The 20,149-nt window shown below is 54.7% G+C and carries 20 protein-coding genes; 12 read left to right on the forward strand and 8 right to left on the reverse strand.

Annotation, left to right across the window (positions count from 1 at the left end; genetic code table 11):
- The 8 genes from lpxA (at window position 1) to tilS (ending at window position 11,057) form a co-directional block, all read left to right on the forward strand.
- Window positions 1-789: an acyl-ACP--UDP-N-acetylglucosamine O-acyltransferase gene (gene lpxA / locus ACQG0T_RS04235; RefSeq protein ID WP_003856164.1), complete on the forward strand. Its 789-nt coding sequence runs from the start codon at window positions 1-3 to the stop codon at window positions 787-789.
- Complete coding sequence (lpxB, locus tag ACQG0T_RS04240) at window positions 789-1,937, forward strand: lipid-A-disaccharide synthase (protein ID WP_271040565.1); 1,149 nt, start codon at window positions 789-791, stop codon at window positions 1,935-1,937. Before lpxA ends, lpxB begins: the two co-directional genes overlap by 1 nt.
- Complete coding sequence (rnhB, locus tag ACQG0T_RS04245; protein ID WP_047726223.1) at window positions 1,934-2,530, forward strand: ribonuclease HII; 597 nt, start codon at window positions 1,934-1,936, stop codon at window positions 2,528-2,530. Before lpxB ends, rnhB begins: the two co-directional genes overlap by 4 nt.
- 38 nt (window positions 2,531-2,568) lie before the next feature.
- A complete protein-coding gene (dnaE, locus tag ACQG0T_RS04250) occupies window positions 2,569-6,051 on the forward strand; it encodes a DNA polymerase III subunit alpha (protein WP_271040566.1) in 3,483 nt (1,160 codons plus the stop codon).
- A 12-nt stretch (window positions 6,052-6,063) separates the two neighbouring features.
- A complete protein-coding gene (gene accA / locus ACQG0T_RS04255) occupies window positions 6,064-7,023 on the forward strand; it encodes an acetyl-CoA carboxylase carboxyl transferase subunit alpha (protein ID WP_003856154.1) in 960 nt (319 codons plus the stop codon).
- Window positions 7,024-7,123: 100 nt separating this feature from the next.
- Window positions 7,124-9,256 (forward strand): lysine decarboxylase LdcC, encoded by a 2,133-nt coding sequence (locus ACQG0T_RS04260; RefSeq protein ID WP_271040567.1) that lies wholly within the window; start codon window positions 7,124-7,126, stop codon window positions 9,254-9,256.
- Between the two features lie 66 nt (window positions 9,257-9,322).
- Window positions 9,323-9,712, forward strand: a complete 390-nt coding sequence (locus ACQG0T_RS04265; protein WP_003856151.1) for a VOC family protein — start codon at window positions 9,323-9,325, stop codon at window positions 9,710-9,712.
- 58 nt (window positions 9,713-9,770) lie between these two features.
- Window positions 9,771-11,057 (forward strand): tRNA lysidine(34) synthetase TilS, encoded by a 1,287-nt coding sequence (gene tilS, locus ACQG0T_RS04270; protein WP_045333696.1) that lies wholly within the window; start codon window positions 9,771-9,773, stop codon window positions 11,055-11,057.
- A 26-nt stretch (window positions 11,058-11,083) separates the two neighbouring features.
- Here tilS and rof read toward each other — a convergent pair whose 3' ends face one another.
- Together rof and ACQG0T_RS04280 are read right to left on the reverse strand one after the other, a co-directional pair.
- A complete protein-coding gene (rof, locus tag ACQG0T_RS04275; protein WP_003856148.1) occupies window positions 11,084-11,344 on the reverse strand; it encodes a Rho-binding antiterminator in 261 nt (86 codons plus the stop codon).
- Complete coding sequence (locus ACQG0T_RS04280) at window positions 11,331-11,531, reverse strand: YaeP family protein (protein ID WP_271040568.1); 201 nt, start codon at window positions 11,529-11,531, stop codon at window positions 11,331-11,333. Before ACQG0T_RS04280 ends, rof begins: the two co-directional genes overlap by 14 nt.
- A 195-nt stretch (window positions 11,532-11,726) precedes the next feature.
- Between ACQG0T_RS04280 and ACQG0T_RS04285 the strand changes: the two genes are divergently transcribed.
- The 3 genes from ACQG0T_RS04285 to nlpE are packed head-to-tail and all read left to right on the forward strand — an operon-like array spanning window position 11,727 to window position 13,423.
- Window positions 11,727-12,272, forward strand: a complete 546-nt coding sequence (locus tag ACQG0T_RS04285) for a YaeQ family protein (protein ID WP_271040569.1) — start codon at window positions 11,727-11,729, stop codon at window positions 12,270-12,272.
- On the forward strand, window positions 12,269-12,685 hold the full coding sequence (arfB, locus tag ACQG0T_RS04290; protein ID WP_006810027.1) for an alternative ribosome rescue aminoacyl-tRNA hydrolase ArfB: 417 nt from the start codon (window positions 12,269-12,271) through the stop codon (window positions 12,683-12,685). Before ACQG0T_RS04285 ends, arfB begins: the two co-directional genes overlap by 4 nt.
- 39 nt (window positions 12,686-12,724) lie before the next feature.
- Entirely contained in the window at window positions 12,725-13,423 is a 699-nt protein-coding gene (nlpE, locus tag ACQG0T_RS04295) for an envelope stress response activation lipoprotein NlpE (RefSeq protein ID WP_045348075.1), read from the forward strand.
- Between the two features lie 45 nt (window positions 13,424-13,468).
- Here nlpE and proS read toward each other — a convergent pair whose 3' ends face one another.
- The 6 genes from proS to metN all read right to left on the reverse strand — a co-directional run bounded on the left by proS (window position 13,469) and on the right by metN (window position 19,048).
- Entirely contained in the window at window positions 13,469-15,187 is a 1,719-nt protein-coding gene (proS, locus tag ACQG0T_RS04300; RefSeq protein ID WP_003856138.1) for a proline--tRNA ligase, read from the reverse strand.
- Window positions 15,188-15,299: 112 nt separating this feature from the next.
- On the reverse strand, window positions 15,300-16,007 hold the full coding sequence (gene tsaA / locus ACQG0T_RS04305; protein ID WP_015572734.1) for a tRNA (N6-threonylcarbamoyladenosine(37)-N6)-methyltransferase TrmO: 708 nt from the start codon (window positions 16,005-16,007) through the stop codon (window positions 15,300-15,302).
- Window positions 16,004-16,408 (reverse strand): Rcs stress response system protein RcsF, encoded by a 405-nt coding sequence (gene rcsF / locus ACQG0T_RS04310; RefSeq protein ID WP_015572735.1) that lies wholly within the window; start codon window positions 16,406-16,408, stop codon window positions 16,004-16,006. Before rcsF ends, tsaA begins: the two co-directional genes overlap by 4 nt.
- Before the next feature lie 106 nt (window positions 16,409-16,514).
- A complete protein-coding gene (gene metQ / locus ACQG0T_RS04315) occupies window positions 16,515-17,330 on the reverse strand; it encodes a methionine ABC transporter substrate-binding lipoprotein MetQ (RefSeq protein WP_003856132.1) in 816 nt (271 codons plus the stop codon).
- 40 nt (window positions 17,331-17,370) lie between these two features.
- A complete protein-coding gene (locus ACQG0T_RS04320) occupies window positions 17,371-18,024 on the reverse strand; it encodes a methionine ABC transporter permease MetI (protein WP_003856130.1) in 654 nt (217 codons plus the stop codon).
- Window positions 18,017-19,048 carry a methionine ABC transporter ATP-binding protein MetN gene (gene metN, locus ACQG0T_RS04325; protein ID WP_271040570.1) on the reverse strand — a complete coding sequence of 344 codons (1,032 nt, stop codon included), beginning with the start codon at window positions 19,046-19,048 and terminating at the stop codon, window positions 18,017-18,019. The genes ACQG0T_RS04320 and metN overlap by 8 nt, the downstream gene beginning before the upstream one ends.
- A 188-nt stretch (window positions 19,049-19,236) precedes the next feature.
- Between metN and gmhB the strand changes: the two genes are divergently transcribed.
- Complete coding sequence (gmhB, locus tag ACQG0T_RS04330) at window positions 19,237-19,803, forward strand: D-glycero-beta-D-manno-heptose 1,7-bisphosphate 7-phosphatase (protein ID WP_017694475.1); 567 nt, start codon at window positions 19,237-19,239, stop codon at window positions 19,801-19,803.
- Window positions 19,804-20,149: the final 346 nt, after the last annotated feature.

Raw genomic sequence — 20,149 nt, forward strand, 5'->3', positions numbered from 1 at the left:
GTGATTGATAAATCCGCCTTTATTCATCCTACCGCCATTGTGGAAACGGGTGCCATCATTGGTGCCAACGTCCACATTGGCCCGTTTTGTATTGTTGGACCCCATGTCGAAATTGGTGAGGGTACAGTACTGAAATCTCACGTTGTCGTGAATGGTCATACCACCATTGGCTGCAACAATGAGATCTATCAGTTCGCCTCCATCGGCGAAGTTAACCAGGATCTTAAGTATGCTGGCGAACCGACCCGCGTGGAAATCGGCGATCGTAACCGCATTCGCGAAAGCGTCACCATTCATCGTGGTACAACGCAAGGCGGTGGATTGACGAAGGTGGGCAGCGACAACCTGTTTATGGTTAATGCGCATATTGCGCACGACTGTACCGTGGGTAGCCGCTGTATTCTCGCCAACAACGCAACGCTGGCGGGACACGTATCGGTTGATGATTTCGCCATTATTGGCGGCATGACCGCAGTCCATCAGTTCTGCATCATTGGTGCACACGTGATGGTCGGCGGATGCTCCGGTGTGGCGCAGGACGTCCCACCGTTTGTGATTGCGCAGGGCAACCATGCCACGCCGTTTGGCGTGAACATCGAAGGTCTCAAGCGTCGTGGTTTTAGTCGCGAAGCGATTACTGCCATCCGCAACGCGTACAAACTGCTGTACCGTAGCGGTAAAACGCTGGAAGAGGCTAAGCCGGAAATTGCCGAGCTGGCGAATAAGCACCCTGAAGTGAAAACGTTCATGGAATTCTTTGAACGTTCAACCCGTGGTCTGATTCGTTAATGGTCGACAGTCGTCCGCTTACCATCGCCCTGGTCGCCGGAGAAACCTCCGGCGATATTCTTGGTGCAGGTCTTATCCGCGCGCTTAAAGCCCGTGTACCCAATGCCCGCTTTGTGGGCGTGGCTGGGCCGCTGATGCAGGCCGAAGGCTGTGAAGCCTGGTATGAAATGGAAGAGCTGGCTGTGATGGGCATCGTCGAGGTGTTGGGGCGCTTGCGTCGCCTGCTGCATATTCGCGCCGACCTTACCCGCCGCTTTACCGACCTTAAGCCCGATGTATTTGTCGGCATTGATGCGCCTGATTTCAATATTACCCTTGAAGGTAACCTGAAAAAGCAGGGGATCAAAACGATCCATTACGTCAGTCCGTCCGTGTGGGCGTGGCGACAGAAACGCGTTTTCAAAATCGGACGATCCACTAATCTGGTGCTGGCTTTTCTGCCTTTCGAAAAAGCGTTTTACGACAGATTTAATGTCCCGTGCCGTTTTATCGGTCATACCATGGCGGATGCCATGCCGCTGGATCTGGATAAAAACGCGGCGCGTGACGAACTGGGCATCCCGCATGATGTGCATTGTCTGGCGCTGCTGCCAGGGAGCCGGGGTGCGGAAGTTGAAATGCTCAGTGCCGATTTCCTGAAAACGGCGCAAATTCTTCGCAAGACTTATCCCGATCTTGAAGTGGTCGTGCCGCTGGTGAATGCCAAACGCCGCGAGCAGTTTGAGCGTATCAAAGCCGACGTCGCCCCGGATCTTCACGTCCGCCTGCTGGACGGAAAAGGGCGGCAAGCCATGTTTGCGAGTGATGCCGCACTGCTGGCTTCCGGCACGGCTGCTCTGGAGTGTATGCTGGCAAAATGCCCAATGGTGGTCGGTTATCGCATGAAGCCGTTTACCTTCTGGCTGGCAAAACGTCTGGTAAAAACAGATTACGTATCCCTGCCAAACCTGCTTGCGGGTCGCGAACTGGTGAAAGAGCTCTTGCAGGATGAATGCCAGCCGCAGGCACTGGCTGATGCATTACTGCCGCTGCTGGCCAACGGTAAAACCAGCCACCAGATGCATGATACCTTCCGTGAACTGCATCAACTGATCCGCTGTAATGCTGATGAGCAGGCGGCCGATGCGGTGCTGGAGTTAGCACAATGATGGAATTTATTTATCCCCATACCCACCTCGTTGCCGGTGTGGATGAAGTCGGTCGTGGCCCGTTAGTGGGTGCCGTTGTGACCGCGGCGGTGATCCTCGATCCAGCCCGCCCGATCGTTGGCCTGAACGACTCGAAAAAACTGAGTGAAAAGCGTCGCCTGGCGCTGTTCGATGAAATTAAAGAAAAGGCGCTGGCCTGGAGTCTCGGGCGCGCAGAGCCGGATGAGATCGACGATCTGAACATTCTGCACGCCACCATGATGGCGATGCAGCGTGCCGTTGCTGGCCTGAAGATTGTGCCTGAGTATGTGCTGATCGACGGTAACCGTTGCCCGGCGCTGCCGATGCCTTCCATGGCTGTTGTTAAAGGCGATAGCCGCGTCGCAGAAATCAGTGCGGCGTCAATCATTGCCAAAGTGACGCGCGATGCCGAAATGGCCGCGCTGGACCTCACTTATCCCGCGTATGGTTTCGCCCAGCACAAGGGATATCCAACGGCTTTCCATCTGGAAAAGCTGGCTGAACATGGCGCAACTGAACATCATCGGCGCAGCTTTGGCCCGGTGAAACGCGCGCTGGGACTGGTGTCCTGAATCAAGACGCAAGCAATTAAGTAACGCGGGATCTGAAGATGGCTGAACCACGTTTCGTACACCTGCGGGTGCATAGCGACTACTCCATGATCGATGGGCTGGCAAAGACCGGGCCGCTGGTAAAAAAGGCGGCCTCGCTTGGCATGCCTGCGCTGGCGATCACCGATTTTACCAACCTGTGTGGCCTGGTAAAGTTCTACGGAACGGCGCATGGCGCAGGATTAAAGCCCATCGTCGGCGCGGATTTTCATGTGCAGAGCGAGCTGCTCGGCGATGAGATGACGCAGATTTCCGTGTTAGCTATGAATAACACGGGTTATCAGAACCTCACTCTGCTGATCTCAAAAGCCTACCAACGCGGTTACGGCGCACTGGGTCCATGGATTGACCGCGACTGGCTGGCGGAGCTGAACGAAGGTCTGCTGCTGATCTCCGGTGGCCGTATGGGAGATGTCGGCAAATGTCTGCTACGCGGTAATAACGCGCTGGTGGATCAGTGCGTCTCGTTCTACGAAGAGTATTTCCCGGATCGTTATTACCTGGAGCTGATCCGTACCGGGCGTGTGGATGAAGAGAGCTACCTGCATGCGGCCGTCGCCCTGGCGGAAGCGCGTGGCCTGCCTGTGGTGGCCACCAACGATGTGCGCTTCCTTGAGGCGGGTGATTTTGACGCGCATGAAATTCGCGTCGCCATCCACGACGGCTTCACCCTCGACGATCCGAAACGTCCGCGCAACTACTCATCGCAGCAGTACATGCGCAGCGAAGAGGAGATGTGTGAGCTCTTCTCGGACATCCCGGAAGCGCTGGAAAACAGCGTAGAGATTGCCAAGCGCTGTAACGTCACCGTGCGTCTCGGCGAATACTTCCTGCCGCAGTTCCCGACGGGCGACATGACCACCGAAGATTTCCTGGTCATGAAATCGAAAGAGGGTCTGGAAGAGCGTCTGGAATTCCTCTTCCCGGATGAAGCGGTCCGTAAAGAGAAACGTCCTGAATATGACGAGCGCCTGGATATTGAACTCCAGGTGATCAACCAGATGGGGTTCCCAGGCTACTTCCTGATCGTGATGGAGTTCATCCAGTGGTCGAAGGATAACGGCGTGCCGGTAGGTCCGGGCCGTGGTTCCGGTGCGGGATCGCTTGTGGCCTACGCGCTTAAAATTACCGATCTCGATCCGCTGGAATTTGACCTGCTGTTCGAACGTTTCCTCAACCCGGAACGTGTCTCCATGCCCGACTTTGACGTCGACTTCTGCATGGAAAAACGCGACCAGGTGATTGAGCACGTGGCCGATATGTACGGTCGTGATGCGGTTTCGCAGATCATCACCTTCGGTACGATGGCCGCGAAAGCGGTTATCCGCGACGTGGGCCGCGTTCTGGGCCACCCGTACGGTTTTGTCGATCGTATCTCTAAGCTGGTGCCGCCCGATCCGGGCATGACTCTGGCGAAAGCCTTTGAAGCTGAACCTCAGCTGCCGGAAATCTACGAAGCCGACGAAGAGGTCAAAGCGCTGATCGACATGGCGCGCAAGCTGGAAGGCGTCACGCGTAACGCCGGTAAGCATGCGGGGGGGGTGGTTATCGCCCCGACCAAAATCACCGACTTTGCGCCGCTGTACTGCGACGAAGCGGGCCAGCATCCGGTCACCCAGTTCGACAAGAACGACGTAGAATACGCCGGGCTGGTGAAGTTCGACTTCCTCGGCCTGCGTACGCTGACCATCATCAACTGGGCGCTGGAGATGATTAACGCCCGCCGTGAGAAGAACGGCGAACCGCCGCTGGATATCGCGGCTATCCCGCTTGATGACAAGAAAAGTTTCGACATGCTGCAACGCTCGGAGACGACAGCCGTCTTCCAGCTTGAATCCCGCGGCATGAAAGATTTGATTAAGCGTCTGCAACCAGACTGCTTCGAAGATATGATCGCGCTGGTGGCCCTGTTCCGTCCGGGGCCGTTGCAGTCGGGGATGGTAGATAACTTTATCGACCGTAAACACGGGCGCGAAGAGATTTCCTACCCGGACGTGCAGTGGCAGCATGAAAGCCTGAAACCGGTACTGGAGCCAACCTATGGCATCATCCTGTATCAGGAACAGGTCATGCAGATCGCCCAGGTGCTTTCTGGTTATACCCTTGGCGGCGCAGACATGCTGCGTCGTGCGATGGGTAAGAAAAAGCCGGAAGAGATGGCCAAGCAACGTTCCATCTTTGAGGATGGGGCGAAGAAAAACGGCGTCGATGGCGAACTGGCGATGAAAATCTTCGACCTGGTGGAGAAATTCGCCGGGTACGGATTTAACAAATCCCACTCCGCCGCCTATGCTTTGGTTTCGTATCAAACGCTGTGGCTGAAGGCTCACTATCCCGCTGAGTTTATGGCGGCGGTAATGACCGCCGATATGGACAACACCGAGAAGGTGGTTGGCCTGGTGGACGAGTGCTGGCGCATGGGGCTGAAGATCCTGCCGCCGGATATTAACTCTGGCCTGTACCATTTCCACGTTAACGATGACGGGGAAATCGTCTATGGGATCGGCGCGATCAAGGGCGTGGGTGAGGGGCCGATCGAGGCGATCATCGAAGCGCGTAACAACGGCGGCTATTTCCGCGAGCTGTTCGATCTGTGCGCCCGCACCGATACCAAAAAACTGAACCGCCGCGTGCTGGAAAAACTGATCATGTCCGGCGCGTTTGACCGGCTGGGGCCACACCGCGCCGCGCTGATGAATTCGCTCGGCGATGCGCTGAAAGCAGCCGATCAGCACGCGAAAGCGGAAGCCATTGGCCAGGCTGATATGTTCGGCGTGCTGGCGGAAGAGCCAGAGCAGATTGAGCAGTCTTATTCCAACTGCCAGCCCTGGCCAGAACAGGTGGTGCTGGATGGGGAGCGTGAGACGTTAGGCCTGTACCTGACGGGGCACCCGATCAACCAGTATCTGAAAGAAATTGAGCGCTATGTCGGCGGCCACAGGCTTAAAGACATGCATCCGACAGAACGTGGTAAAATCACCACGGCTGCGGGGCTCGTGATTGCTGCAAGGGTAATGGTCACCAAGCGCGGCAATCGTATCGGCATCTGTACCCTGGATGACCGTTCCGGGCGTCTGGAGGTGATGTTGTTCACCGACGCGCTGGATAAATACCAGCAATTGCTGGAAAAAGACCGCATACTTATCGTCAGCGGACAGGTCAGCTTTGATGACTTCAGCGGGGGGCTTAAAATGACCGCCCGCGAAGTGATGGACATTGACGAAGCCCGGGAAAAATATGCTCGCGGGCTTGCTATCTCGCTGACGGACAGGCAAATTGATGACCAGCTTTTAAACCGACTCCGTCAGTCTCTGGAACCCCACCGCTCGGGGACCATTCCAGTACATCTCTACTATCAGAGGGCGGATGCACGTGCGCGGTTGCGCTTTGGTGCAACGTGGCGTGTCTCTCCGAGCGATCGTTTACTGAACGATCTCCGTGGCCTCATTGGTTCGGAGCAGGTGGAACTGGAGTTTGACTAATACAGGAATACTATGAGTCTGAATTTCCTTGATTTCGAACAGCCGATTGCAGAGCTGGAAGCGAAAATCGATTCTCTGACAGCCGTGAGCCGTCAGGATGAAAAACTGGATATTAACATCGACGAAGAAGTGCATCGTCTGCGCGAAAAAAGCGTAGAACTGACGCGCAAAATCTTTGCCGATCTCGGCGCATGGCAGATCGCCCAGCTGGCGCGTCATCCACAGCGTCCGTACACCCTGGATTATGTCCGCCTGGCGTTTGACGAATTTGACGAACTGGCAGGCGACCGCGCATACGCTGACGATAAAGCTATCGTCGGCGGTATCGCGCGTCTGGATGGACGTCCGGTGATGATTATTGGTCATCAGAAAGGCCGTGAAACCAAAGAGAAAATCCGTCGTAACTTCGGTATGCCAGCGCCAGAAGGCTACCGTAAGGCCCTGCGTCTGATGGAGATGGCTGAGCGTTTCAATATGCCTATCATCACCTTCATCGACACGCCGGGTGCTTACCCGGGTGTTGGCGCTGAAGAGCGCGGTCAGTCTGAAGCCATCGCACGCAACCTGCGTGAGATGTCTCGCCTGAAAGTGCCGGTCATCTGTACCGTTATCGGTGAAGGTGGGTCCGGCGGTGCGCTGGCAATTGGCGTGGGCGATAAAGTGAATATGCTACAGTACAGTACCTATTCCGTTATCTCTCCGGAAGGCTGTGCCTCCATTCTGTGGAAAAGTGCCGATAAAGCGCCGCTGGCTGCTGAAGCGATGGGCATCATTGCCCCACGTCTGAAAGAGCTGAAGCTGATCGACACCGTTATCCCTGAACCGCTGGGCGGCGCGCACCGTAAGCCGGAAGTGATGGCTGCTTCCCTGAAAGCGCAGCTGCTGGCAGATCTGGCGGACCTGGACGTGCTGAGCACAGAAGATCTGCTCAACCGTCGTTATCAGCGTCTGATGACCTACGGTTACGCGTAAGCCTCACAATTATCCTAAAAGCCGCACATTGTTGCGGCTTTTTTTATACCTGCCGTTTACCTTAACTATGCTTATCTGATGTTTTTCAAGGAGGTAAACCATGAACATCATTGCCATCATGGGGCCACACGGCGTCTTTTATAAAGACGAACCCATCAAGGAGCTGGAGCAAGCCCTTAAAGCACGCGGATACCAGCTGATCTGGCCGCAAAACAGCGCCGACCTGCTGAAATTTATCGAACACAATCCGCGCATCTGTGGCGTGATATTCGACTGGGATGAATACGACATGGAGTTGTGCAGCGATATCAATAAGCTCAACGAATATCTTCCGCTGTACGCGTTTATCAACACTCACTCGACCATGGACGTGAGCGCGCATGATATGCGTATGGCGCTGTGGTTCTTCGAATACTCACTCGGCGTTGCCGAGGACATTGCGACCCGCATTCAGCAGTACACCGGTGAATACCTCGATAACATCACACCGCCGTTCACGCGCGCGCTGTTCACCTATGTGAATGAAGGGAAGTACACCTTCTGTACGCCAGGCCACATGGCGGGAACAGCCTATCAAAAAAGCCCGGTGGGATGTCTGTTCTACGATTTCTTTGGCGGTAACACGCTGAAGGCGGATGTGTCGATTTCGGTCACCGAGTTAGGCTCTCTGCTGGATCATACCGGCCCGCATCTGGAAGCCGAAGAGTACATCGCCCGGACCTTTGGCGCCGAACAAAGCTACATGGTGACCAACGGTACCTCAACCTCGAACAAAATCGTCGGGATGTACGCCGCGCCTGCCGGCAGTACGCTGCTGATTGACCGCAACTGCCATAAATCACTGGCGCATTTGCTGATGATGAGCGACGTAGTGCCGCTCTGGCTGTCGCCTACGCGTAATGCGCTGGGTATTCTCGGCGGCATTCCTCGCCGTGAATTCGCGCATGAAGCCATTGAAAATAAGATCGCGGCGATCCCCGAGGCAAGCTGGCCTGTGCATGCGGTGATCACCAACTCCACCTATGACGGGCTGCTTTACAACACGAACTGGATCAAGCAGACGTTGGACGTGCCGTCGATCCACTTTGACTCCGCGTGGGTGCCTTACACCAATTTCCACCCGATTTACTCGGGTAATAGTGGGATGAGCGGCGAGCGGGTGCCGGGCAAGGTGTTCTTCGAAACGCAGTCGACGCACAAAATGCTGGCCGCGTTTTCCCAGGCGTCTCTTATTCACATCAAGGGCGAGTACGACGAGGACACCTTCAACGAAGCCTTTATGATGCACACGACCACGTCGCCGAGCTACCCGCTGGTGGCGTCCATCGAAACGGCGGCGGCGATGCTGCGCGGTAATCCGGGTAAACGCCTGATCAATCGTTCGGTGGAACGGGCGCTGCATTTCCGAAAAGAGGTTCAGCGGCTTAAAGATGAAGCGGACGGCTGGTTCTTTGATATCTGGCAGCCGGAAGAGATTGATGAGGCAGAATGCTGGCCCGTCGCGCCGGGGGAGAGCTGGCACGGTTTCCGGGATGCCGATGCGGACCACATGTTCCTCGATCCGGTTAAGGTGACGATCCTGACGCCGGGCATGGATGAGCAGGGTGTGATGGGTGAGGAAGGGATCCCGGCTGCGCTGGTGGCGAAGTTCCTTGATGAGCGCGGCGTGGTGGTGGAGAAAACCGGCCCCTATAATTTGCTGTTCCTGTTCAGCATCGGGATCGATAAAACCCGCGCGATGGGGCTGTTGCGCGGACTGATGGAGTTTAAGCGCGCATATGATCTGAACCTGCGGGTAAAGAATATGCTGCCGGATCTCTACGCGGAAGATCCTGACTTCTATCGCAATATGCGTATTCAGGATCTGGCCCAGGGGATCCACAGGCTGATCCGCCAGCACGATCTGCCGCGCCTGATGTTGCAGGCATTTGATGTTCTGCCTGAAATGAAGCTGACGCCGCACAGGGCGTGGCAGCGCCAGGTGAAAGGGGAGGTTGAAACCGTTGAGCTGGAAAACCTGGTCGGGCGGGTATCGGCCAACATGATCCTGCCTTATCCGCCGGGCGTGCCGCTGCTGATGCCGGGTGAAATGATCACCGAGGAGAGCCGGGCGGTGCTCGATTTCCTGCTGATGCTCTGTTCGGTAGGGCGCCACTATCCGGGCTTTGAAACGGACATTCATGGCGCGAAACGCGATGATAACGGCGTGTACTGGGTGAGAGTCCTAAAATAAAAGGGTCTGCTTGCCAGGGGCGGGTTGTCGGTTGTAACGTTCAGAGCATCATAAAAAGGAGAAACTATGCTGGGTTTAAAAGCGGTTCATCATATTGCGATCATTGCTACCGATTACGCGAAAAGTAAGGCATTCTACTGCGACGTTCTCGGCTTTACGCTGTTGAGCGAGGCTTACCGTGAGGAGCGCGACTCCTGGAAAGGCGATCTGGCGTTAAACGGACAATATGTGATTGAACTGTTCTCTTTTCCTTTCCCGCCAGCGCGTCCTTCACGCCCGGAAGCCTGCGGCCTACGCCACCTGGCCTTCAGCGTCGACGACCTGGACAGCGCGGTAAAACATCTGGAAGCCCACGGCGTGGCCTGCGAAGCGATTCGTGTCGATCCCTTTACCGATAAACGTTTCACTTTTTTCAACGATCCGGACGGGCTGCCGCTGGAGCTTTACCAGCAGTAATCGCCGTCATGTGTGATAATGCCCGTTCAGTTCGGGCATTTTTTATGTGTAATTTCCTATGACCTTACCTGCTATCGCGCACGCCGTTTCACCCTATCGCCAGCTGCTGGTGGGGTTCAGCGGTGGCCTGGATTCCACCGTTTTGCTGCACCGCCTTAAGCTCTGGCGCGACCGTGAGCCTGACGTCCAGCTGCGGGCGATGCATATCCATCACGGCTTAAGCCCCCATGCCGACGACTGGGTAGCGCACTGCGAAGCGGTGTGTTCAGGGTGGGCAATCCCGCTGATCGTTGAACGCGTCACGCTTGAGGATGAGGGGCTGGGTATTGAGGCGCAGGCGCGGAAAGCCCGCTACGCCGCGTTTTCCGGCGCATTACAGCAAGGGGAAGCGTTGGTCACCGCGCAGCATCTGGACGACCAGTGCGAGACGTTTTTACTGGCGCTCAAGAGGGGCAGCGGGCCTGCGGGGTTATCTGCCATGCCTGAGCGCGCAGATTTTGCTGAAACAGAGCTCATCCGCCCGCTACTGGGTGAGACGCGCGCATCACTGGAAGCCTGGGCGCAGCAGCATCATCTGTGCTGGATTGAAGACGAGAGCAATCAGGACGACAGTTACGACCGTAACTTCCTGCGCCTGCGCGTCTTACCGCTGCTGAGTGAGCGCTGGGCGCATTTTTCCGAAGCGGCGGCCAGAAGCGCCATGCTGTGTGCTGAACAGGAAAGCTTGCTGGATGAGTTGCTGAGCGAGGAGCTGGATACGCTGACTACCGCTGACGGTGCCCTGAACATTGCGCCGTTGAAGGTGATGAGCCCCGTGCGCCGGGCTGCTCTGATTCGTCGCTGGCTGGCTTACCACCGTGCGGTTATGCCGTCCCGGGCGATGCTCAACCGTATCTGGGAGGAAGTTGCACAGGCGAGGGAAGATGCCGCCCCGTGTATACACCTGAATGGTTATGACGTCAGGCGCTATAAAGGGCAACTCTGGTGGGTAAAATCTGTGCCGTCGCTGGCTGACGTTGTGCTCGACTGGCCGTCGCCGGAAAAAGCATTAACGCTACCGATGAATGCCGGTGTCGTTGCGTTAAGCCATTCGGGCAATGTGCGTCTACCTGAGCCGGACGAGAACGTCACTATACGCTTCAGGGCCAGCGGCATGCTGCATATCGTCGGGCGTAACGGCGGGCGTAAGCTGAAGAAAATCTGGCAGGAACAGAACGTTCCGCCCTGGCGACGTGATACCACGCCGCTTCTGTTTTACGGCGACACGCTCATCGCGGCGGCAGAGGTGTTCATCACTGAAGAGGGGTGGGCTGAAGCGGGTGTTAATTTTGAATGGAAAGCGTAACGGGCAGCCTGGCTGCCCGTTGGTTATCAGGATTCGCTCACCACAACGGTGCCGATTTCCGGATGGCTGAAACTGGCAATTTTGTCGAGGCGTAGCTCACGCGTTGCACCTGCATCTTCCACAACCAGGTATTCCACATTTTTACGGGAAACCAGATCGCTGGCCTTTGCCTTTAGCACTTCGCCATCTTTTAGCTCCAGCGTCAGTATTAAATGATGCTGGCAGGCGAGTTCGAGGTTGTCATAGTCATCACAATTGATGGGTTGATAGGTATCATTCATCGACATAATCGCTCACCAGTAAATTCGCCGCAGCATACGCTGCTTTTTCCCTGACCGATTCAGAAAGGCTCTCATCAGAGGCCACTTCATTTAGCACGTTCAATACACAGCTCAACGCATCCGGAATGTACCCCAGATCTCCGCTGGCGATCTCCGCATACCGTCTGCGAATCAACTCACAATAATTATTCACATCACCTCCTGCCAGCGTACTGACTTACTGTGAGATATCATTAAGCCTACGAAGTTAAACTCGGTTTAGCAAGGTGACTATACCATACTCATTTAAGCAATATCAGCGCCTTGATAAGAGGGAGCCACCACCTCGTAACAGCCTTTTGCCGCGGTTTTCGCTACAATGTACGCCTGATTCGAAAGGAGTTCTCTCATGGCGCTGAAAGCGACAATTTATAAAGCTGTGGTCAATGTGGCGGATCTTGACCGTAACCAGTTTCTGGATGCGTCATTGACGCTGGCGCGTCATCCTTCTGAAACCCAGGAGCGCATGATGCTGCGCCTGCTGGCGTGGATTAAGTATGCCGACGAGCGTCTGCAATTTACCCGTGGTTTAAGCGCGGAAGATGAACCGGAAGCCTGGCTGCGCAACGATCATCTGGGTATCGATTTATGGATTGAGCTTGGCCTGCCGGATGAACGCCGGATCAAAAAGGCCTGCACCCAGTCTGCTGAAGTGGCGTTGTTTGCCTACAACCAGCGAGCGGCGGAGATCTGGTGGCAACAAAATAAAAATAAATGTGCGCTGTTCAAAAATCTTACCGTCTGGTATCTGGATGATGAACAGCTGGCGCAGCTGAGTGCGTTCGCCAGCCGGACGATGGCGCTACAGGCGACGATTCAGGACGGCGCCATCTGGCTTTCCGGTTCTCAGAATAATCTGGAAATTCATCTCACGGCCTGGCAGCCCGCATCATGATTGTATTGTCCCGAAACGTCAGCATCCCTGATAACGAGCTGGAGATCACCGCCATCCGGGCCCAGGGAGCAGGGGGACAGCACGTTAACAAGGCCTCAACGGCTATCCATTTGCGCTTTGACATTCGGGCCTCCAGCCTGCCAGAGTATTATAAAGAAAGCCTGCTTGCCGCCAGCCATCACCTGATCACCAGCGAGGGTGTGATGGTGATTAAAGCGCAGGAGTATCGCAGCCAGGAGCTTAACCGGGAAGCGGCAATAGCCCGGCTGGTCGCGGTCATTAAAGAGCTGACGGCTGTACAAAAAAGTCGCCGGGCAACACGTCCAACGCGGGCATCGAAAGAACGTCGGTTGTCATCGAAGGCGCAGAAATCCACTGTAAAATCACTGCGTGGCAAAGTCCGTCACCCATAATGTGACGAAAGGGATACCCTTTTTCATAAGGAAAGTATTGTGAAAAAAGCATTATTATCAGCGCTGGCCGTGACAAGCCTGTTCGCGCTTTTTGGCTGTAATAACCGTTCAGAAACGCAGGTACTACAGCCAACGCAAAATGAAGAATTAAAGCCGATGCAGCAAAGCTGGCGCGGCGTATTACCGTGTGCAGATTGCGAGGGCATCGAAACCTCTCTGTTCCTGCAAAAAGATGGCACCTGGGTCATGAACCAGCGTTACCAGGGGGCGAAAGAACCGTCTTCTTTTGCATCTTACGGAACATGGGCGCGTACGGCTGAGAAGCTGGTATTGACGGATACCACGGGCGATAAAACCTTCTTCCGCGCCAAAGGCGAGGGGATGGAGATGCTCGATCGCGAAGGCAATCCGATTGAATCCCAGTTCAACTATACGTTGGCCCCGGTGAAAGCGACCCTGCCAGCCACCCCAATGGCGATGCGAGGGATGTATTTCTACATGGCGGATGCGGCGATCTTCACTGACTGTGCAACCGGGAAGAAAGTCAGCGTGGCAAACAATGCCCAGCTGGAGCGAGACTATGCCGTCGCGCGCGGCAACGACAGTAAGCCAGTGTTGCTGACGGTTGAAGGGCATTTTACGCTGGAGCCAAACCCGGATAGCGGCGAGCTGCTGAAAACGCTGGTGGCAGATAAAGACGCGAAGTTTGCTGCGGGGAAAGACTGCGAAAGCAAATAAGATATAGCCATTAAAAAACCCCGCACTGGCGGGGTTTTTTGTTTCTTAACCTTTGATGGCTTTCACCAGGTAATCAAGAATATCTCCCGTCTTGATCATCTGTTTTTCGCCGTTGCGACGGTATTTGTATTCAATCTCGTCGCTGTCGAGGTTACGGTCGCCAATGACGATGGTGTGTGGAATACCGATCAGTTCCATGTCAGCAAACATCACGCCAGGACGCTCTTTACGGTCATCCATCAGCACGTCGATACCTTTCGCGCTCAGCTCAGCGTAGAGTTTCTCAGCCAGCTCCTGCACGCGGTAAGACTTGTGCATGTTCATTGGCAGGATCGCCACCTGGAACGGCGCGATGTTATCCGGCCAGACGATTCCGCGTTCGTCATAGTTCTGCTCGATAGCGGCAGCAACAACGCGCGTTACGCCAATGCCGTAGCAGCCCATGGTCAGAACCTGGTTACGGCCATCTTCGCCCTGAACGGCAGCGTTCATTGCGCGCGAGTACTTATCGCCCAGCTGGAAGATGTGGCCTACTTCGATACCGCGTTTGATCATCAGGGTACCCTTGCCGTCCGGGCTTGGATCGCCTGCGACCACGTTACGGATGTCAGCCACTTCCGGCGTAGCCACGTCACGATCCCAGTTGATGCCGAAGTAGTGTTTACCGTCGATGTTTGCGCCCGCAGCGAAGTCGCTCATCGCCGCAACGGTGCGGTCAATGACCACCGGAACAGGCATGTTCACCGGACCCAGAGAACCAGGACCTGCATTCACCACGGCGCGGATCTCCGCTTCCGTTGCGAAGGTCAGCGGGCTGGCAACCTGCGGCAGCTTCTCGGCTTTCACTTCGTTCAGCTCGTGATCGCCTCGTACCAGCAGGGCAACCAGTGGATAAGCGCTACCTTCAGCCGATTTCACCAGCAGGGTTTTCACGGTTTTTTCGATCGGCAGAGTAAACTGCTCAACCAGCTCGGCGATAGTTTTCGCGTTTGGCGTATCAACCAGCGTCATCTCTTGCGTTGCCGCGCCGCGTGGTTCTTTTGGTGCCAGCGCTTCTGCAAATTCGATGTTCGCGGCGTAATCAGAGGAGTCAGAGAAGATCACATCGTCTTCGCCGCTCTGCGCCAGAACCTGGAATTCATGGGAGGCGCTACCGCCGATTGAACCGGTATCAGCCTGTACAGCACGGAAATCCAGCCCCATGCGGGAGAAGATTTTGCTGTAGGCCGCGTACATTTTGTCGTAGGTCTCTTGCAGCGATTCCTGAGAAGTATGGAAAGAGTAAGCATCTTTCATCAGGAACTCGCGAGAACGCATGACGCCAAAGCGTGGACGCACTTCGTCACGGAACTTAGTCTGGATCTGGAAGAAGTTCAGCGGCAGCTGTTTGTAAGAGCTCAGCTCGTTACGGATCAGGTCGGTGATCACTTCTTCATGCGTTGGGCCGAGAACGAATGGACGATCGCCACGATCGGCAATACGCAGCAGTTCAGGACCGTACTGCTCCCAGCGACCGCTCTCCTGCCACAGTTCAGAGGGCTGAACGACCGGCATTAACACCTCGATAGCACCGGCGTTGTTCATCTCTTCACGCACGATGTTTTCGACTTTTTTCAGGACGCGCACGCCGGTCGGCAGCCAGGTGTATAACCCGGAGGCCAGCTTGCGGATCATCCCGGCGCGCAGCATCAGCTGGTGGCTGATCACCTCGGCGTCGGCAGGTGTCTCCTTCAGAGTGGAGAGCAGATATTGGCTAGTACGCATGTTGTTACGGTTCCATTTCGACGATTGGAACAGGCTGAAACACCAGCCTGACACAAAAAAAGTGGTTTAGTTTACCAGTGTGGCAAAGATGCCAAAAGAGAGGAGAACAAAATTACCTGGGTTCCAGGGCAAACACTTCAAAACCCGCCGCAGTCACGCGCCAGCGCACGTTAAAGTCCAGCAGCCAGACGGCGTACGTATTCCCGGCTTCCTCTTCTTTGCGGTAGGCGGGACGGGGGTCCTGGGCCAGCACTTCAACGATAAAGTCACGCAGGCGAGGATAACGCTTTTCCAGCTCGCTGATTTGCGTCGTTATTTCAGACGTGAAGTGAACCGGCATATCTGCCTGCGGTGCGTCCTGAGCATAGCTTGCTCGGGCATCCGGCAGCGCTTCGGCGAAGGGCAGGTAAGGCTTAATATCTATGACCGGCGTGCCATCAACCAGGTCAAGGCTACCTAACTCCAGGATCACCTGATCTTTCTGACAACGTATGCCTTTCAGCTCGACCAGCGACATCCCGATGGGGTTGGGACGAAAGGTTGAGCGGGTGGCAAAGACACCCATTCTGGCATTTCCGCCCAGACGAGGCGGACGCACGGTAGGACGCCAGCCGCCTTCCATGGTCTGGTGAAACACAAAGACCACCCATAAATGGCTGAACGCCTCAAGCCCGCGCACTGCATCGGCCTGATTATACGGCGCGACAAGATGAAGCTCGCCGCCGCCGTTAATGACCAGACCCGGCTGACGCGGCACGGCGAACTTTTCTTTATAAGGGGAGCGGATAACGCCTATCTGCTCGAACTGAAATGAACTCATTTCGCCGTAATGTTAAGCGCAGAACCGATACATACCGCCTGGCGATAGCAACCTGGTGTGCCGCTGGTGACTTCGCAGCTGTGCAGCAGCACCGCGTTGGCTTTCATTTTCGACGCGTTGATTTGCATACGCTTGCGGGCTGTCGGAATATTGGGTGGGGAGTCCTGATTCGTTGCCTGGCAGGATTCGCCGCTCACTTCGCCCAGTTCACGGAATGGCTTACCGACCAGCTCGTCGGCTTTGGTAATAATACGTACCGGCGCAGCGCGAGGCGCTTTCGGTTTTGCTGGCTCCGCTTTTGGCGGGGTTGCAGTGCTTTGAACAGGTTCAACAGGAGATCTGCTTAGCATAGAACAGCCGCTCAGCATCAGTGCTAAAAAACAGATCGGTAAAGCACGCATAATAATTCCTCAGTGGATAATCAAAACGTCAGATATTGAAGCAGTTGACCGCACAAATGACAAGACGGGCAAATGCCCGTCTTGATGATATTACACTGCCGGGAGATTACCAGCCTTTAACCGCGCCGCCGTTAAACACCTTATTGGCTTCCTGGTACACTTCTTCAGACTGATATGCCTGTATGAATTTCTTCACATTCTCCGCGTCTTTGTTGTCTTCGCGAGTCACGATCAGGTTGACGTACGGGGAATCTTTATCTTCAACGAAGATGCCATCTTTCGCTGGGGTCAGGCCGATCTGGCTGGCGTAAGTGGTGTTGATCACGGCCAGGGCGATCTGCGCATCGTCCAGAGAACGTGGCAGCTGTGGTGCTTCCAGCTCAACAATTTTCAGATTTTTCGGGTTTTCGGTTACGTCCAGAACGGTCGGTAACAAGCCAACGCCTTCTTTCAGTTTAATCAGGCCCACTTTCTGTAGCAGAAGCAGGGAACGGCCAAGGTTGGTTGGGTCGTTAGGGACGGCAACCTGTGAACCCGGCTGGAGTTCATCCAGAGATTTAATTTTCTTGGAGTAACCGGCAATCGGGTAAACGAAGGTGTTACCGACAGCAACCAGTTTGTAGCCGCGATCTTTGATCTGCTGATCCAGGTACGGTTTATGCTGGAAGGCGTTAGCGTCAATGTCGCCTTTGCTCAGCGCTTCGTTCGGCAGAACGTAATCGTTGAAGGTCACCAGTTCAACGTCCAGGCCATATTTCTCTTTAGCGATTTTCTGCGCGGCCTCAGCAACCTGCTGTTCTGCACCGACGATAACGCCTACTTTGATGTGGTTTGGATCTTTTTCGTCCTGACCGCAACCCACCAGTGCCAGCGAGCCAATCAGTGCGCCTACTGCTGCGAAGGTCTTAAATTTAAACGCCATGTTATATCCTTAACTCGTCGAGTTTGTGTTGTTTGTAACGTTATTTATGCGTAACAGCCCGGACGATACGATCGCCAGAGAATTGAATTAAGTAAACCAGCACAACCAGCAATACCAGAACGGTATTCATTACGGTAGCGTTATAGCCAATATAGCCGTACTGATATCCAATCTGGCCTAAACCGCCAGCACCTACGGCGCCGCCCATTGCGGAATAACCGACCAGGGTGATAAGCGTGATGGTTGCTGCGTTCACCAGCCCAGGCAGCGCCTCTGGCAGCAGAACTTTGCGAACGATCTGCATTGGCGTCGCACCCATAGCGCGGGAAGCTTCGATCAGGCCGGTTGGGATTTCCAGCAGGGCGTTTTCCACCATACGGGCGATAAACGGTGCCGCGCCTACGGTCAGCGGGACAATAGCTGCCTGCAAACCAATCGACGTCCCGACGATCACGCGCGTAAACGGAATCATCCACACCAGCAGAATAATGAACGGAATAGACCGGAAAATGTTCACCAGCGCAGAGAGCGTACGATACAGCTTCGCGTTTTCAATAATTTGACCCGGGCGCGTAACGTACAGCAGCACGCCGACCGGCAGCCCAATCACAAAACCAAAGAAGCCCGATACGAAGGTCATTGCCAGCGTTTCCCAAACGCCGCGAACCAGTAGCCACATCATCGGCTCAGACATAACCCAGTACCTCTACTTTTACATGATGTTCTTGCAGCCAGGCAATTGCCGCCTGGGTTTCTTCCTGTATGCCGTGCATTTCCGTCAGCATAATGCCGAACTTCACGCCACCGGCGTAGTCCATCTGCGCGCTAATAATGTTGTTATTCACGTTAAAGCGACGCGCGGTTTCGGACAGCAGCGGTGCGTCAACGGACTGGCCCGTGAACTCCATGCGCAGCATCGGGACGCTGTCAGGCGTTGCGTCTGTTTTTAAACGTTCCAGATAATCTTCCGGAATATCCAGATGCAGTGTGGACTGAATGAACTGCTGAGCCAGCGGCGTTTTCGGGTGTGAGAAGACTTCACTTACCGTGTCCTGCTCAATCAGCTCACCGTTGCTGATGACCGCCACGCAGTCGCAGATGCGTTTCACTACATCCATTTCATGCGTAATAAGGAGAATCGTCAGGCCCAGGCGACGGTTAATGTCTTTTAACAGTTCCAGAATAGAGCGCGTGGTGGCCGGGTCTAACGCGCTGGTGGCTTCATCGCACAGCAGCACCTTAGGATTGCTTGCCAGCGCGCGGGCAATGGCCACACGCTGTTTTTGCCCACCGGACAGATTTGCCGGGTAGCTATCATGCTTGTCGCCCAGACCAACAAGGTCGAGCAGTTCGGTGACGCGACGCGTAACTTCTTCTTTCGGCGTGTTATCCAGCTCAAGCGGCAGGGCAACGTTGCCGAACACGGTGCGGGATGCCAGCAGGTTAAAGTGCTGGAAAATCATGCCAATCTGGCGACGCGCTTTGGTGAGTTCTTTTTCTGAGAGAGCGGTAAGCTCCTGGCCGCCAACTTCTACGCTGCCCTGGGTTGGGCGCTCAAGCAGGTTAACACAACGGATCAGCGTACTTTTACCCGCACCCGATGCGCCAATGACGCCATAAATCTGACCAGCAGGCACATGCAGGCTGACGTTGTTCAGCGCCTGAATGGTTCGGTTCCCCTGCTGGAACACTTTGGTGATATTGGAAAGTTTAATCATTAGATTATTTTTATCGTAAGTAAGTTAGCCGTGGCATTTTCTTCTGCCAGATACGGGGAATGACCGTAAACAAAATGGATGTTAAGGCATCCAGACGTCTAAATCAATCCACCTCTGTGCGATGAGCACTTTATTGCGCTGCGATTCATGAGATACTAGCTGAACAAGCCTTTTTCAGGAGCAAACCGGTGGCAAAATCTGTACCCGCAATTTTTCTCGATCGTGACGGCACTATTAATGTGGATCACGGTTACGTCCATGAGATTGATGAGTTCGAGTTTATCGAGGGCGTAATAGATGCCATGCGCCAGTTGAAAGAGATGGGCTATGCGCTGGTGGTGGTAACTAACCAGTCCGGTATCGCCCGGGGTAAATTCACCGAAGCGCAGTTCGAGACGCTGACGGAATGGATGGACTGGTCTCTGGCCGATCGTGGCGTCGATCTTGATGGCATCTATTATTGTCCGCATCACCCGCAGGGAAGTGTAGAGGCGTATCGTCAGACCTGTGATTGCCGTAAGCCACACCCGGGCATGTTTATCTCTGCACAGGAATTCCTGCACATTGATATGGCCGCATCTTATATGGTGGGCGATAAACTGGAAGATATGCAGGCAGCAGCGGCGGCAGGTGTAGGTACCAAGGTATTAGTGCGTACCGGTAAACCGGTCACCACAGAAGCAGAAAATGCAGCCGACTGGGTGATAACGAGTCTGGCAGAACTGCCAAAAGAGATTAAAAAGCACCAAAAATAAGGCGTTTTGGCGAAAAGGTGAGCGGTTGAAATAAAAATGTATTTTTCCGCTTGTCATTCCTCGGCGGCTCCCTATAATGCGCCTCCATCGACACGGCGGATGTGAATCACTTCACAGACAACCCGGTCAGTTGAAGAGAAAAAATCCTGAAATAACGGGTTGACTCTGAAAGAGGAAAGCGTAATATACGCCACCTCGCGACAGAGCGCTGAAGCGCGTCGCAACTGCTCTTTAACAATTTATCAGACAATCTGTGTGGGCACTCAAAGTGACATGGATTCTTAATGTCTTCGGACACTAAATGAATACCAAGTCTCAACGAGTGAACACGTAATTCATTACGAAG

This window comes from Enterobacter cloacae complex sp. 302F9 (assembly GCF_050030335.1).
GTDB classification, from domain to species: Bacteria; Pseudomonadota; Gammaproteobacteria; order Enterobacterales; family Enterobacteriaceae; genus Enterobacter; species Enterobacter hormaechei_C.